This is a genomic window from Marimonas lutisalis (assembly GCF_005434965.1).
Lineage (GTDB): Bacteria > Pseudomonadota > Alphaproteobacteria > Rhodobacterales > Rhodobacteraceae > Marimonas_A > Marimonas_A lutisalis.
The window spans coordinates 131,786-144,827 of sequence record NZ_SKCI01000001.1; the positions used below are offsets into that span (position 1 = coordinate 131,786).

The following is a 13,042-nucleotide window of genomic DNA, read 5'->3' on the forward strand; positions in this document are numbered from 1 at the left end:
TGCGAAAATTCGAGGGGGGAGCCTGGCATGCGTGAGAGGCCGGAGAAGATCCGCTGCGATGCCTGTCCGGTGATGTGTTACATAGCCGAAGGCAAGCCCGGCGCCTGTGACCGCTATGCCAATCATGGCGGCGAACTGGTACGGCTGGACCCGCTGACCATCATCGAGAGCACGTCCGAGAGGTTGGTGCCGTTCCTGAAGACGGACGAGGCGGGCGATTGGGATGGCGACATCATCCAGGGACATCGCCGCTTCGTTACCGCCGTGGGGGCGGGCACGACATATCCTGACTACAAACCCGCGCCCTTCATCGTGAGCCAGGAGATCGAGGGCGTCGACATGGTCACCGTGGTGACCGAGGGGATCTTTTCCTATTGCGGAGCGAAGGTGAAAATCGACACCGACCGCCATATCGGCCACGAGCGTGACGTGGTGCGCGTGGATGGCGAACCGATCGGCCATGTGATGACCAGCGAATACGGATCGAAGATGCTGAGCCTTGGCGGGGTGGAGCACCTGACAGGCGGCAGCAAGCGCGAGGGGCGCGTGACCTGCGACGCGCTGATGGCGCTGTGCAACCGCGAGCCGGTCGAGATGGTGATCGGCGAGGAGAGCCACGCCGTCACGGTGGTGGTGCAGGCCGGCGAGGCGCCGATCATCGACGGCGAGCAGGAGCGGCTGATGCGGGTGGGCTGCGGTTCGGCCGCGATCGGCATGTTCGCCAAGCAGTGGCACGAGATCGTCGACGAGGTGGTGGTGGTCGATGACCATATCACCGGGGTGCTGAGCGAACATCAGGCCGGGCAGGTTCTGGGGGTGAAACCGACGGGCATCAAGATCAAGGGCCGCCGCTCGACCCCTGGGCGCTATTTCCAGGTGGCCGAACCGGGGCGTGGCTGGGGCGGCACGGATATCGAGGATCCGCTGACCATCCTGGGCGAGTGGAAGAAAAACGTGGCCTGGCCGGGATTGCGGCTGTTCATGGTGTCCACTACGGGCGAGCAATGGGCCTATTACGAGCTGGACGCAGACCTGGTGCCGCGGGCGGCCGAGGCGCCCGAGGCGGTGATGGCCAGCGCCGGGCGGATCGCGGAAAACTGCGAGCCCTCGGTTTGTTCCGTGCTGTTCATGGGCGGCGCGGGCGGCAGCCTGCGCGCCGGCGTGACGGAAAACCCGGTGCGGCTGACCCGCTCGGTCCGCGAGGCTCTGACCAAGGTCAGCTGTGGCGGGGCCGAGGCCTATGTCTGGCCCGGTGGCGGGATCACGGTGATGGCGGATGTGATGGAGATGCCCTCGAATTCCTTTGGCTATGTGCCGACGCCGGCCATTGTCGCACCGATCGAGTTCACCATGCGGGTGAGCGATTACGCCGATCTGGGCGGGCATGTCGAGGAAATCCGGCCCGCCGATACCGTGGTGACCGAGAAAGTGCGCAAGGTGGAGCCGGGCGCATCGCGGCATGATCCCACCGCCAAGGGGCATTATCGCTGGGGGGACAAGGGATGAGCTTTTCCGCCGCGATCCTGCCGGGCGGGCGGCTGCACCTGCAGCACGGGCCGATTGACCTGGTGATCGGCTGCGATGGCGATCGCGCGCGCGCCTTCGCGGCGGCAAGGGCGGCGTTCGAGGGTGTTCTGGAAGGCCTGGTCGGCGAATTGGAGCTGTTGCAGCAGGCATGGCGGGCTGAAAGCCCGCCCTACGGTGCCGTGGCGCAGCGCATGTGGCGGGCCGTCGGGCGACATCGCGGGTTTGTCACGCCGATGGCGGCGGTGGCGGGCGCGGTGGCCGATCACGTGCTGGCGGGGATGCGCGCGGGCGCCGATCCGCGCCGGGCCTATGTGAACAATGGCGGTGACATTGCTCTGTGGCTGGCCAATGGCGAGCGGTTTCGCGTGGCGATGGCGGGCACCGGCGGCACGGCCGAGATTTGCGCGGCGGACGGTATTGGTGGCATTGCGACCAGCGGCCAGGGCGGGCGCAGCCTGTCGATGGGTATCGCAGGGAGCGTGACGGTTCTGGCCCGTGACGCCGCCGCGGCGGACGTGGCCGCAACGCTGATCGCCAATGCGGTGGACCTGCCCGGGCATCCTGCGATCCGCCGGGCGCCGGCCAGTGAGGTGCGGCCGGATACCGATCTCGGCGAGCGTCCGGTCGTTACGCATGTGGGTGCCTTGGCGCGAGAGGATGTGGACATGGCGCTGGACCACGGCGCGCGGACGGCCGGTGATATGAAAGACCGGGGCCTGATCGCGGCCGCGGCGCTGAGCCTGCGCGGGGAAACGCGCACCGTGGGCGCGGGAAATTTCATCAAAGGGAGGGTGCTGACGCATGCCTGAGGTCAAGGTGAGGAAGATGATCACGTCGCTGGAGGAGATCTGGCACGAGGGCGGGCCGAGGGCCGAGAAGCCCTATTGCCGGGCCTGGGCGCTGGCGGTGATCGAGAACCCATATGCGGGGCGCTATGAGCCCGAGATCCAGCCCTTCATCGACGACCTGCGTCCGTTGGGGCTGGAAATGGCGCAGAAGCTGATCGACATGCTGGGCGGCAAGGAAAACGTGGAAGGCTATGGCAAGGGCGCCATCGTCGGCGAGGGCGGCGAGATCGAACATGGCGCGCTGTGGCATGCGCCGGGCGGATACGCGATGCGGCAGCTTCTGGGTGCCGATGCCTCGAAGGCGATCGTGCCCAGCACGAAGAAGGTGGGCGGCGTTGGCGCGCGACTGGATGTGCCGGTGACGCATGTGATGGCCTCCTACGTGCGCAGCCATTTCGACGCGATCGAGGTGGGCTGCACCGACGCGCCGCGCGCGGGCGAGATCGCGCTGGCGCTGGTGATGACCAACGGCGCGCGCGTGCATTCGCGCTCGGGCGGGCTGGAGGCCTGGGACATCAAGGGAGAGGATGGGCTGAGATGAAGGCGAAGATCAGGAAACTGGTGGTCACGGTCGAAGAGACGCTGAAGGAGATGGGCCGCGAGATCACGCCGCCCACGCGCAAGGCGGTGGCGGTGGCGGTTATCGAGAACCCGTTTGCGGGTCGCTACGAGGAAGATCTGAGCGAGCTGATGGAGATCGGTGCCGAACTGGGCGGGCTATTGGGCGAGCGCTGTGTCAATGCGCTGGATATCGAGCCGGGCGATGCCGAGAGCTATGGCAAATCGGCGATGGTGGGAGAGAAGGGCGAGCTGGAACATGCCGCCGCGATCCTGCACCCGAAACTGGGCGCACCGCTGCGGCAGGCGGTCGAGAAAGGCGCTGCGCTGGTGCCGTCCTCGAAAAAGATGGGCAGCCCTGGGCAGGTGCTGGACGTGCCGCTGGGCCATAAGGACGCGGCCTATGTGCGCAGCCATTTCGACGGGATCGAGGTGATGCTGAACGATGCGCCGCGCGCGCGCGAAATCATGGTGGCCGTGGCCGTGACCGACAGCGGCCGGCCCCTGCCGCGCGTGGGCGGCTTGACGGCCGACGAGGCCGAAGGGAAAGATGGTTTGAGGTGAGCGGGGGCGCATCCCCCTAAATATCCAAGGGATAACAACAACATAATTCAATGAAATTCACTGTCAGGGAGAAATGACATGAAACTGGTACGACGCAAGATACTGGGCGCGCTGGCGGCGCTGCCGATGCTGGGGATGATCCCCGCGGGGGCGCAGGCGCAGGAAAAGATCGTGATCGGCGAGATCAATTCCTACACCCGCCTGCCCGCCTTTACCGAGCCCTACAAGAAGGGCTGGGAACTGGCCGTTGAGGAGATCAATGCCGCGGGTGGCGTCAACGGCGCGATGCTGGAGGTGATCAGCCGCGATGACACCGGCGATCCCGCCACCGCCATCCGCATTGCCGAGGAGCTGACCTCGAAGGAAGGGGCGGTGATGCTTTTTGGCACGTTCCTTTCGAATATCGGCCTGGCGGTGGCGGATTTCGCCAAGCAGAAGGAAGTGCTGTTCCTGGCATCCGAGCCGCTGAGCGACGCGATCGTATGGTCGAAGGGCAACAAGTACACCTATCGGCTGCGCCCCTCGACCCACATGCAGGCGGCGATGCTGGCCGAACAGGCCGCAAAGCTAGGCAAGAAGAAATGGGCCACGGTGGCGCCGAACTATGCCTATGGCAAGGACGCCGTGGCGGCCTTCAAGGCTGAGCTGACCAAGCTGCAACCGGATGTTGAGTTCGTGGAAGAGCAATGGCCGCCGGTCTTCAAGATCGACGCCGGGTCGACCGTGCGGGCGCTGGAGGCGTCAAAACCCGACGCGATCTATAACGTCACCTTCGGCGGCGACCTGGCCAAGTTCGTGCGCGAGGGCAGCCTGCGTTTCCTCTTCGAGGATCGCCCCGTCGTGTCGCTCCTGTCCGGCGAGCCGGAATACCTCGACCCGCTGGGTGGCGAAGCGCCCGAGGGCTGGATCGTGACCGGCTATCCCTCGACCGATATCAAGACGCCCGAGCACGAGGCCTTTGCCGCGGCCTATATCGCGAAATGGGGCGAGGCGCCGAAAACCGGTTCCATCGTCGGCTATAACTCGGTCCTGGCGATCAAGGCGGCGCTGGAAAAGGCCGGGTCGACGGAGACCGAAGCGCTGTTGGCGGCAATGGAGGGGCTTGAAGTGGCCTCGTCGCCCACCGGGCCGTTCATGTTCCGCGCGGCCGATCACCAGTCGACCATGGGGGCCTATGTCGGCTTCACCGCGCTGGTCGACGGCAAGCCGAAGATGGCGGACTGGTTCTATGCCGATGGGGCGAAATACCTGCCCAGCGAAGAAGAAGCGGCCAAGCTGCGCCCGGCGGAGTAAGGCCGAAAACAGGATCGGGGCGGCCTGAACCGCCCCGATTTTTCTGCGAAAAATCGCGCACTGACGGGGACGGGCGAAATGGGTTTTTATGTTGCGCAATTGCTGACCGGGCTGGCGAACGCCTCGTCGCTGTTCCTGATCGCCTGCGGATTGTCGATCATTTTCGGGGTCACGCGGATCGTGAATTTCGCGCATGGCTCGTTCTACATGGTGGGGGCGTACCTGGCCTATACCATCGTCACCACGCTGGATGGCGGCATCTTCGGCTTCTGGTTCGGGGTGGTCGTGGCGGCGGTGATCGTGGGCCTTCTGGGGCTCTTGGTCGAGGTGACGATCCTGCGACGGATCTATCACGCGCCCGAGCTCTTTCAACTGGTGGCGACCTTCGGCGTGGTGCTGATCATCCAGGATGCCGCTCTGGCGATCTGGGGCGCCGAGGACCTGCTGGGCCCGCGCGCGCCGGGGCTGGACCGGGCAGTGCGGATCATGGGCGAACCGATCCCGGAATACGACCTGGCATTGATCCTGATCGGGCCGCTGGTGCTGGCCGGGATCTGGCTGGTGTTTCATCGTACGCGCTGGGGCGTTCTGGTACGCGCGGCCACGCAGGACCGCGAAATGGTGGGTGCGCTGGGGGTGAACCAGGCGTGGCTCTTCTCGGCGGCGTTCGTGCTGGGCGCGGCGCTAGCGGGGCTGGGCGGTGCGCTGCAAATCCCGCGCGAGGCGGTCAGCCTGCAGATGGACCTTTCGGTGATCGGAGATGCCTTCGTGGTGGTCGTGATCGGCGGGATGGGCAGCGTGGCGGGCGCCTTTGTGGCGGCGGTGCTGATCTCGGTTCTGAACGCCTTTGCCATCCTGATCTTTCCGCAGATCTCGATCGTGCTGCCCTTTATCGTCATGGCGATCGTTCTGATCGTGCGGCCCTATGGCCTGTTCGGCAAGGAGGGCAGCGAGCACGGCGCGCCGTCTGAGCCCGAGCAGCCCCTGCGGCTCTTGTCCTCGCGCGCGACGATCGTCGTGATGGCGCTGGTCTTTGCGCTGGCCGCCAGCCCGGCGGTGGTGAGCGATTTCACCACGATCCTGCTGGTCGACGTGATGGTCGCCACGCTTTTCGCAGTGAGCCTGCATTTCATGATGGGGTTGGGCGGCATGGTCAGCTTTGGCCACGCTGCCTATTTCGGCGTGGGCGCCTATGCGGCGGCGATGGCGGTGAAGTTCGCCGGGCTGCCGATGATACCGGCGATGCTGATAGGGCCCCTGGGCGCGGCGGCGGCGGCGCTCTTCTTCGGCTGGTTCTGCGTGCGCCTGTCGGGCGTATACCTGGCGATGCTGACGCTGGCGGCGGCGCAGATCCTGTGGGGTGTGACCTTTCAGTGGCAGGATTTCACCGGCGGGGATGACGGGATCCTGGGCGTGTGGCCCGCGAAATGGGCCAGCAGCGACCGGGTCTATTTCTATATCGCTTTCGTGCTGTGCGTCGGTGGCATCTGGTTTCTGCGGCGGGTGGCGCATTCGCCTTTCGGATATGGCCTTCGCGGCATCCGCGACAGCGATGTACGGGCCGAGGCGATCGGGATGGACGTGAAGTTCCATCAATGGATGGGGTTTGCCCTGGCCGGCGGTTTTGCCGGGTTGGCCGGCGTTGTCTTTGCCTTTTCCAAGGGGTCGGTCTTTCCCGACGTGCTGGGCATCGGTCAGTCGGTCGATGGGCTGATCATGGTGCTTCTGGGTGGCATTCACGCGCTGGCCGGACCGATCTTTGGCGCGGGCGTCTTTGTTCTGATCGAGGATTGGGTGAGCCGGCTGGATTACTGGCGCTTCATCTTCGGCGCGATCATCCTTGTGGTGGTGCTGCTGGCGCCCGACGGGGTGGCGGGCGGTGTTGACCGGCTGTTGCGCGCGGTTGGGCTGCGCCGGGAGGAACGGGCATGAACGTTCTTGAGGTGCGCGGACTGACCAAGAGCTTCGGCGGGCTTGTCGCGGTCGAGGATGTGTCCTTTGACCTGGCCGCGGGCGAGTTCCTGGCGCTGATCGGACCGAATGGTGCGGGCAAGACGACCTGTTTCAACATGGTCAATGGTTACCTGCGGCCGGATCGCGGTTCGGTCGAACTCGAGGGGCGGGAGCTGATCGGGATCAAGCCGCGGCGGATCGTGCGGATGGGGGTGGGGCGGACGTTCCAGATCACCCGGACGTTCCTGTCGATGACGGTATTGGAGAATGTCCAGATGGCGCTGATTAGCCATCACCGGCGGATGTACGACATTTTCAGCCGCGCAACGCGGCTTTATCGCGACGAGGCGATGGCCCTGCTGGAACTGGTGTCGATGCAGGAGCAGGCCGGGCGGGCCTGTTCGGAACTGGCCTATGGCGATCTCAAGCGGCTGGAACTGGCGATCGCGCTGGCGCCCGACCCGGCGCTTTTGCTGATGGATGAACCCACGGCGGGCATGGCCCCGAGCGAGCGGGTGGCGCTGATGGAACTGACGGCGCAGATCGTGGCCGAGCGCGGGGTGAGCGTGCTGTTCACCGAGCATGACATGGATGTGGTCTTTGCCCATGCCCATCGCATCCTGGTGCTGAACCGCGGCGCGCTGATCGCCGAAGGTACCGGCGACGAGATCCGCGAGAACGCACTGGTGCAGGAGGTATACCTGGGCGGCGGCACGGTGTTTGCAGCGGCGGAGGCGCGCGATGCTTGAGGTAAAGGACCTGACCGCGCGCTATGGCCGGGCGCAAATCCTGAACGGCGTATCGCTGAAGGTGGGCGAGAACGAGGTCGTGGCGCTTCTGGGGCGCAATGGCGCGGGCAAGACCACGACGATGAAATGCATCATGGGGCTGGTCGACCAGAAAACCGGCGAGATCACCTATGACGGCCAGTCGCTGATGCGAAAGGCCCCGCACATGATCTGCCGCGCCGGGATCGGCTATGTGCCGGAAGAGCGGCGGATTTTTCCCGACTTGACGGTTCTGGAAAACCTGGAAGTCGGGCGGCGGCCGCGGCGCGAGGGCGCACCGGAATGGCAGCTGGAGCACCTGTTCGAGCTTTTCCCGAACCTGGCCGAACGGCAGGGCAACCTGGGCAAGCAGCTGTCGGGCGGCGAACAGCAGATGCTGACAATCGCGCGGACGCTGATGGGCAACCCGAAGGTGGTCTTGCTGGACGAGCCAAGCGAGGGCATCGCACCGGTCATCGTTGAGCAGATGGCACGGGTGATCAAGGAGTTGAAGGCCGAGGGGCTGTCGGTGCTTCTGAGCGAGCAGAACCTGCATTTCGCGCGGGCGGTGTCGGACCGGGCCTGCATCATCGAGAAGGGCACCCTGCGCTATGAAGGCGGGTTTGACGATCTCGATGCGCATCCAGAGATCAGCCAGAAATACCTGGCGGTCTGAGGCGATGGCGAAAGATCCGTATATCCTTGACGATCAGGTGGGATACCTGATGCGGCTGGCCAGCCAGCGCCATGCAGCGATCTTTCAGGCGCATACGCTGGAGGGGCTGACTGCGATGCAGTTTGCCGCCCTGGTGCGGATCGGCGAACAGGGCAAGGTTTCGCAAAACCGGCTGGGCCGGCTGGCGGCGATGGATGTGGCCACCATCAAGGGCGTGGTGGACCGGCTGCGCCAGAAGGGCCTGACGCTGAGCGAGCCCGATGCCGAGGACAAGCGGCGCATGCTGATTTCGCTTTCGCCCGAGGGTGCAGCGCTTTTGGAGCGCATGACCGAGGTAGGCCGCAAGGTGACCGAGGAAACCTTGCAACCGCTGCGTGCCGAAGAGCGCGCCGTATTTCTGGATTTATTGCGCAAGCTGACATGAATTTCGGTGACGGAATACCCGGACCGGCACGTATGAATTCATAATGATCGAATGAAGGAGGCAGCCATGCCCATACCCTATACCCGTGCCCAGATTCGCCTGCACTGGCTGGTCTTTATCCTGATCGCCCTGCAATACGTGCTGCATGAACCCATGTCCGAGGCCTGGGACGTGATCGAGGACGGTGGGAGTGTTGCCTTCGATCCGCTGGTCTTTGTGCACGTCGCGGGCGGCATGCTGATCCTGTTGCTGGTGGTGCTGCGGATCGGGTTGCGCCTGCGCGTGGGTGCGCCACCCCTGCCCGCCGAGGAACCGGCGGCGATGAAGATGCTGGCGCACGTGACCCATCTGGGGCTTTACGTTCTGATGATCGGCATGCCGGTCAGTGGTGCGGTTGCTTGGTTCGGCGGGGCCGAGGCCGCGGCCGAGGCGCATGAGGTGATGCGGGCGATCCTGTTGGCGCTGGTGGCGCTGCACGTCGTCGGCGCGCTGTATCATCAGTTCGTGCTGAAAACGAACCTGATGAACCGGATGCGCACGCCGGGTAGGGCGGGTTGACGACGGCACACAAGGCTGGGCGGGAAAAGATACCTCGCCCACACATGTTTTTCTGATGCAGATCAAGGACAACGATCCCGGTTCGAAGCAGACTGCCGTGTGAACGTGCGAGGCATCGAAACGAAAGGGTATTGCGATGTTGGTTCTGGCTCTTGTTATGCATCTTTTCCTGGGCGCGACCCTTGCCGGCAGCGCCATGGTGGTCGCGTTGACCATGGGCATGACGACGATGAAACCGCTGCTTCTTGCGGCGCTGATCGGCTATGTGATCTCGATTCCGGTCAGCTGGTACGCGGCCAAGGCGGTTTACAACAACGCCTGAGCGGGTTCAGCCGATCGCGTTCAGCCAGCCGCGCACGGCGGCCTCGAATTCGCGCGGTTTGTCGGCGTGAAGCCAATGGCCCGCGCCGGGAATCTTCGCAAATCTGGCCGCAGGGAACAGTTCCTTGATGCGCGGGCGGTATTCCTGCGTGACATAGTGTGACTCGGTCCCGGAAAGAAACAGGGTCGGGCCTTCATACGGGCCGGTGATTTCTGCCGGGAATGACAGGATCTTGTCCATATCGCGGGCCAGCGTGTCGAGATTGAAGCGCCACCGTTGCGCCTTGATGTCCAGCGATTGCAGAAAGAACGGCACCAAAGCGGGGTCGTCAACGAGCGGGGCAAGTTGGGCGGCGGCGTCCGAGCGCTTCTCGACCCGTGATAGATCGACCTTGCGCATCGCCTCGATGTACTGGATTTGCGAATGGCCATAGGACACCGGCGCGATATCGGCGACGGTCAGGCTGGTGACCAGCTCAGGCCGGCTCAGGGCCAGAACCATCGCGGCCTTTCCACCCATCGAATGGCCCAGCACGTCGGCGGGTCCGTCGAGTGTTTCGATTACCTCGGCCAGGTCCCGGGCCAGTTCAGGGTAGCTGTGCGTGTCATACCAGGGCGAATGGCCATGGTTGCGCATGTCCACCGCGATCACGTGGCGTTCATCCGAGAGACGTTTGGCGATCACGCCCCAGTTCCGGCCCGAACCATAGAGCCCGTGCGCAATCAGAAGCGGTGGCGCATCGGTTGGGGTTCCGTGAGTGATCGTGTTGAGCATGCGGGCTTGATACAGCGCGGTTTTGCGGGGGGCCAGCGCCAAGTTGTTGAGCCCCGCCGCCCGCACGGATAATCTGGCGCGCGGAGGATCGAAGATGACCGAGTCGGCAACGCTTGCTAGGATGACCGATGAACTCGAAGCCCTGCTGGGCGAGAAGCTGGGTCTGCGCAAGGGCGATGTTCCGGCGCGCGTGGCGCGCGCTGGCCGCCGCCTGCCGAAGTGGGTGCACCGCGATGCGCGCCTGATCGGCGAGGCCCTGGCGCTGGGCGCGCATCCCAAGCTGGCCCGCCGTATTGATCTGGCCAGAGTGCAAGCCGCGCATCGCCGTATCAAGGCGCATCTCAAGGAGATCGATCCGAAGGACCGCCGCAAGGGCGCAATCCTGAACCTGCTGGGCAGCCTGTCATTCAATCTTCTGCTTTTCGCGGCGCTTGTGATTGGTTTCCTGAAGTGGCGTGGCCTGATCTGACGCATCACCGCGCACGGCAAAAGAAACGGGCCGGCGCAATGCACCGGCCCATTTTGTCTCTCACGGGTTTGCGTTACTTGCGTACGAAAGCGTCGCGGAAGCCTGCGCTGCGCGCCTTGCCGAGCGCGCCGCCGATCTGGTCGCCGCTAAAGGGACCGGCCATGACGATCCGGTACTCGCGTCCGCCCTTGGTGTACTTGCCCATCCGGACCGGCAATCCCAGCTTCTGCAGGCGTGCCGCGCTGCGTTGCGCGTTGGCCGCATCACCGAAGGTGCCAACCTGGACGTAGCGCCCTGCCTGTGCCGTCGCGGCGGGTTTGCGTGGGGTTGTCTTTGTCGATACGCGGGCCGCGGCGGGTTTCGATTTACGGAAGAGGCTGCCAATCGTGCGGGTTTCCCGCAGCGGCCCCTTGGTCGAGATCGAGTATCCTGCGTCCTGCATTTCAGCATAGGTGTGGTAAGGGTATTTCAGCCCCGGGTAGAGATGCGTGACGACGCGGCCGGTTTCGCGTTCATAAAGCCTGCGCGGTACCGTGTTGGTCCAGGCCAGGCCGCTTTTCAGCACACCGTCGATCGTCTGATGCGCGCGCTTGGGGTTCAGGCGGTCATCGTCCCAGGCAGCGCGGTATCCTTTGGGGATCTTCAGACCTTCGCCGTTCAGGCGCGCGGCCTGCTGCTGCTTGTAGACATGCAGCGGCACGATGCGCGTGTTGGGCGGCAGATCGCTGGCCTTCACGCGCCGGGTCGTGCCGCGTGTCGCAGCAGGCTGCGGCGCCGGCACCGTGACGGCAACGGGTTGGCGGCGCACGACCCGTTTCTTCACCGTAACCGGTTTGCCGTTACGCATGACGATCACGTCTTCGCGGCGGATGACGTTGCCGATCGGAGCAGTCTGCGACCCGCAGCGCACGACGCCGGATTCGCGGCCGACACCTGCGTAATAGCGGCTGATGCCTGTGACATTCGTACAGTCGGTGACTGCCACCTTGCGTGTGATCCTGCGCGTCTTCTGCGGGACGGCGGCCGGAGCCGGGGCGGGCGCGGCTGCAACCGCGGCGGGGGCCGTTGCCCTGGGGGCAGCTGCAGTCTTGCGGGTTGCGCGCGCCGGGGCCGGCTTCGGTGCGGTGGCGCGGCGCGGTGCGGGCTTGGCTTCAGGCTTTGGCGCGGGTGTGGCGGCTGCGGCCTCGGCGGGCTTGGCCATCGGGCGCACCGTGGGCGCCGGTTCCGTTTCGGGCTGTGCCTGCGCCGTTTCGGTCTCGGCCGGTGCGGTGATTTTCTCGGCCTTGTCCAGGCGGTTCTCGTCGGGTTTCGGGGCTTCCGTCTTTGCGAATGTGGGCTGATAACCGCACAGGACGCTGCGGTCGCGCGACACGCGCGGCACCCAGTTCGTCAGGCCGTCGATACCGGCGCGGATGTAGACGCAGCCGCGGCTGTCGACGTATTGTTTGCCTTTGAAGGACGCGGGCGGGAACTCGGCCGGGATGTCGGCGTCGCGCAGCGACTGGGCGTTGGCGGTGGAGAGTGCCATTGTCGCGACAGCAGCACCAATTACGATATATCTCTGGATCTTCATGACTTGCCCCCACAAGATGTGGGGGTGACTGTGCCAAATCTGGACTAACGAGTAAAGCGCGTTTCCGTTAACGCAACGGTCGAGCCACAGGTTTTTTCGCCGAAAACGTCAAAGGTTAACGCCACTGCACGGTCGAAATCCGGGGGGTGACATGCGTGCACCGGCCGGCTGACATCCGGCTGCCGCTGGAAAAGCCGCGGGTTAACGCGCGTTAAGGTTAATTCATCGTACGGTTGTCCGCCTGCGCCTGCGGGGCGGGCGCGAAACCGTCAGGTCAGCGCGGCCCAGAGCGCGGCGGCGGCCAGGTAGATCACGATGAGCGAGCCGATGGTGTAGAAGGTCGCGCGAACCTCGTGCGATTGCGCGGTGGCATAGGCCCAGAAATGCCCCAGCCGTGCGGCGACAAAGCCGAAGAACAGCGCCTGCGCCAGCCACAGAGCCGGATCGGCCACCACGAAGAGCAGGCCGGCGAAAAGAAAGCCGGGGATGTTTTCCAGATCATTGCGATGCATCCGGCGCGACCGGTCGACATAATCGTTGATCTCCAACTGGTCCGGGCTGGGCGCCGTGTTCAGCAGGCCCGGTCTGAGGTCTTCGGGGCTGACCATGCCCGAGCTGGTCTTCATCATCCGGTAGACCGTCATCCAGCCCTGTCCCATCAGCTTCAGCACCATCAATGCGGCGGCGATCACGTAGGCTTCGAACACGGGGTTCTGCAGGCTGAGCAACGTCATGT

15 protein-coding genes are annotated in these 13,042 nt (G+C 64.8%); 12 read left to right on the top strand and 3 right to left on the bottom strand.

The window, feature by feature from the left end:
* Positions 1-27: 27 nt before the first annotated feature.
* The 11 genes from E0501_RS00630 (at position 28) to E0501_RS00680 (ending at position 9,490) form a co-directional block, all read left to right on the top strand.
* Positions 28-1,506, top strand: a complete 1,479-nt coding sequence (locus E0501_RS00630) for a 6-hydroxynicotinate reductase (protein ID WP_137699425.1) — start codon at positions 28-30, stop codon at positions 1,504-1,506.
* Positions 1,503-2,336, top strand: a complete 834-nt coding sequence (locus E0501_RS00635) for a UPF0280 family protein (protein WP_137699426.1) — start codon at positions 1,503-1,505, stop codon at positions 2,334-2,336. Before E0501_RS00630 ends, E0501_RS00635 begins: the two co-directional genes overlap by 4 nt.
* Positions 2,329-2,916 (top strand): amino acid synthesis family protein, encoded by a 588-nt coding sequence (locus E0501_RS00640; RefSeq protein ID WP_137699427.1) that lies wholly within the window; start codon positions 2,329-2,331, stop codon positions 2,914-2,916. The genes E0501_RS00635 and E0501_RS00640 overlap by 8 nt, the downstream gene beginning before the upstream one ends.
* A complete protein-coding gene (locus E0501_RS00645) occupies positions 2,913-3,497 on the top strand; it encodes an amino acid synthesis family protein (protein WP_137699428.1) in 585 nt (194 codons plus the stop codon). Before E0501_RS00640 ends, E0501_RS00645 begins: the two co-directional genes overlap by 4 nt.
* Before the next feature lie 78 nt (positions 3,498-3,575).
* Positions 3,576-4,790 (top strand): ABC transporter substrate-binding protein, encoded by a 1,215-nt coding sequence (locus tag E0501_RS00650; protein WP_205123435.1) that lies wholly within the window; start codon positions 3,576-3,578, stop codon positions 4,788-4,790.
* A gap of 78 nt (positions 4,791-4,868) precedes the next feature.
* Positions 4,869-6,722: an ABC transporter permease gene (locus E0501_RS00655; protein WP_137699429.1), complete on the top strand. Its 1,854-nt coding sequence runs from the start codon at positions 4,869-4,871 to the stop codon at positions 6,720-6,722.
* The gene (locus E0501_RS00660; RefSeq protein WP_137699430.1) at positions 6,719-7,492 is read left to right on the top strand and encodes an ABC transporter ATP-binding protein; all 774 of its coding nucleotides are present in this window, start codon (positions 6,719-6,721) and stop codon (positions 7,490-7,492) included. The genes E0501_RS00655 and E0501_RS00660 overlap by 4 nt, the downstream gene beginning before the upstream one ends.
* Positions 7,485-8,186 carry an ABC transporter ATP-binding protein gene (locus E0501_RS00665; RefSeq protein WP_137699431.1) on the top strand — a complete coding sequence of 234 codons (702 nt, stop codon included), beginning with the start codon at positions 7,485-7,487 and terminating at the stop codon, positions 8,184-8,186. Before E0501_RS00660 ends, E0501_RS00665 begins: the two co-directional genes overlap by 8 nt.
* A 4-nt stretch (positions 8,187-8,190) precedes the next feature.
* Positions 8,191-8,610, top strand: a complete 420-nt coding sequence (locus tag E0501_RS00670; protein ID WP_137699432.1) for a MarR family winged helix-turn-helix transcriptional regulator — start codon at positions 8,191-8,193, stop codon at positions 8,608-8,610.
* A gap of 66 nt (positions 8,611-8,676) precedes the next feature.
* Positions 8,677-9,168, top strand: coding sequence for a cytochrome b (locus E0501_RS00675; RefSeq protein WP_161594519.1), 492 nt, complete (start codon positions 8,677-8,679; stop codon positions 9,166-9,168).
* A gap of 136 nt (positions 9,169-9,304) precedes the next feature.
* A complete protein-coding gene (locus tag E0501_RS00680; RefSeq protein ID WP_137699434.1) occupies positions 9,305-9,490 on the top strand; it encodes a CTP synthetase in 186 nt (61 codons plus the stop codon).
* 6 nt (positions 9,491-9,496) lie between these two features.
* On the opposite strand, the gene E0501_RS00685 is transcribed toward E0501_RS00680, so the two are convergent.
* On the bottom strand, positions 9,497-10,264 hold the full coding sequence (locus E0501_RS00685) for an alpha/beta fold hydrolase (protein ID WP_137699435.1): 768 nt from the start codon (positions 10,262-10,264) through the stop codon (positions 9,497-9,499).
* 94 nt (positions 10,265-10,358) lie between these two features.
* Between E0501_RS00685 and E0501_RS00690 the strand changes: the two genes are divergently transcribed.
* The gene (locus tag E0501_RS00690) at positions 10,359-10,733 is read left to right on the top strand and encodes a hypothetical protein (RefSeq protein ID WP_137699436.1); all 375 of its coding nucleotides are present in this window, start codon (positions 10,359-10,361) and stop codon (positions 10,731-10,733) included.
* A gap of 73 nt (positions 10,734-10,806) precedes the next feature.
* Here the strand turns inward: E0501_RS00690 and E0501_RS00695 are convergent, their stop codons facing one another.
* Positions 10,807-12,306, bottom strand: coding sequence for an SPOR domain-containing protein (locus E0501_RS00695; protein ID WP_137699437.1), 1,500 nt, complete (start codon positions 12,304-12,306; stop codon positions 10,807-10,809).
* A gap of 269 nt (positions 12,307-12,575) precedes the next feature.
* Positions 12,576-13,040 carry an MAPEG family protein gene (locus E0501_RS00700; RefSeq protein WP_137699438.1) on the bottom strand — a complete coding sequence of 155 codons (465 nt, stop codon included), beginning with the start codon at positions 13,038-13,040 and terminating at the stop codon, positions 12,576-12,578.
* Positions 13,041-13,042 lie beyond the last annotated feature (2 nt).

What these genes read in the sequence shown, in the direction of transcription:
- E0501_RS00630 (WP_137699425.1), top strand. Translation starts at nt 28, where the DNA reads ATGCGTGAGAGGCCGGAGAAGATCCGCTGCGATGCCTGTCCGGTGATG.
- E0501_RS00635 (WP_137699426.1), top strand. Translation starts at nt 1,503, where the DNA reads ATGAGCTTTTCCGCCGCGATCCTGCCGGGCGGGCGGCTGCACCTGCAG.
- E0501_RS00640 (WP_137699427.1), top strand. Translation starts at nt 2,329, where the DNA reads ATGCCTGAGGTCAAGGTGAGGAAGATGATCACGTCGCTGGAGGAGATC.
- E0501_RS00645 (WP_137699428.1), top strand. Translation starts at nt 2,913, where the DNA reads ATGAAGGCGAAGATCAGGAAACTGGTGGTCACGGTCGAAGAGACGCTG.
- E0501_RS00650 (WP_205123435.1), top strand. Translation starts at nt 3,576, where the DNA reads ATGAAACTGGTACGACGCAAGATACTGGGCGCGCTGGCGGCGCTGCCG.
- E0501_RS00655 (WP_137699429.1), top strand. Translation starts at nt 4,869, where the DNA reads ATGGGTTTTTATGTTGCGCAATTGCTGACCGGGCTGGCGAACGCCTCG.
- E0501_RS00660 (WP_137699430.1), top strand. Translation starts at nt 6,719, where the DNA reads ATGAACGTTCTTGAGGTGCGCGGACTGACCAAGAGCTTCGGCGGGCTT.
- E0501_RS00665 (WP_137699431.1), top strand. Translation starts at nt 7,485, where the DNA reads ATGCTTGAGGTAAAGGACCTGACCGCGCGCTATGGCCGGGCGCAAATC.
- E0501_RS00670 (WP_137699432.1), top strand. Translation starts at nt 8,191, where the DNA reads ATGGCGAAAGATCCGTATATCCTTGACGATCAGGTGGGATACCTGATG.
- E0501_RS00675 (WP_161594519.1), top strand. Translation starts at nt 8,677, where the DNA reads ATGCCCATACCCTATACCCGTGCCCAGATTCGCCTGCACTGGCTGGTC.
- E0501_RS00680 (WP_137699434.1), top strand. Translation starts at nt 9,305, where the DNA reads ATGTTGGTTCTGGCTCTTGTTATGCATCTTTTCCTGGGCGCGACCCTT.
- E0501_RS00685 (WP_137699435.1), bottom strand. Translation starts at nt 10,264, where the DNA reads ATGCTCAACACGATCACTCACGGAACCCCAACCGATGCGCCACCGCTT.
- E0501_RS00690 (WP_137699436.1), top strand. Translation starts at nt 10,359, where the DNA reads ATGACCGAGTCGGCAACGCTTGCTAGGATGACCGATGAACTCGAAGCC.
- E0501_RS00695 (WP_137699437.1), bottom strand. Translation starts at nt 12,306, where the DNA reads ATGAAGATCCAGAGATATATCGTAATTGGTGCTGCTGTCGCGACAATG.
- E0501_RS00700 (WP_137699438.1), bottom strand. Translation starts at nt 13,040, where the DNA reads ATGACGTTGCTCAGCCTGCAGAACCCCGTGTTCGAAGCCTACGTGATC.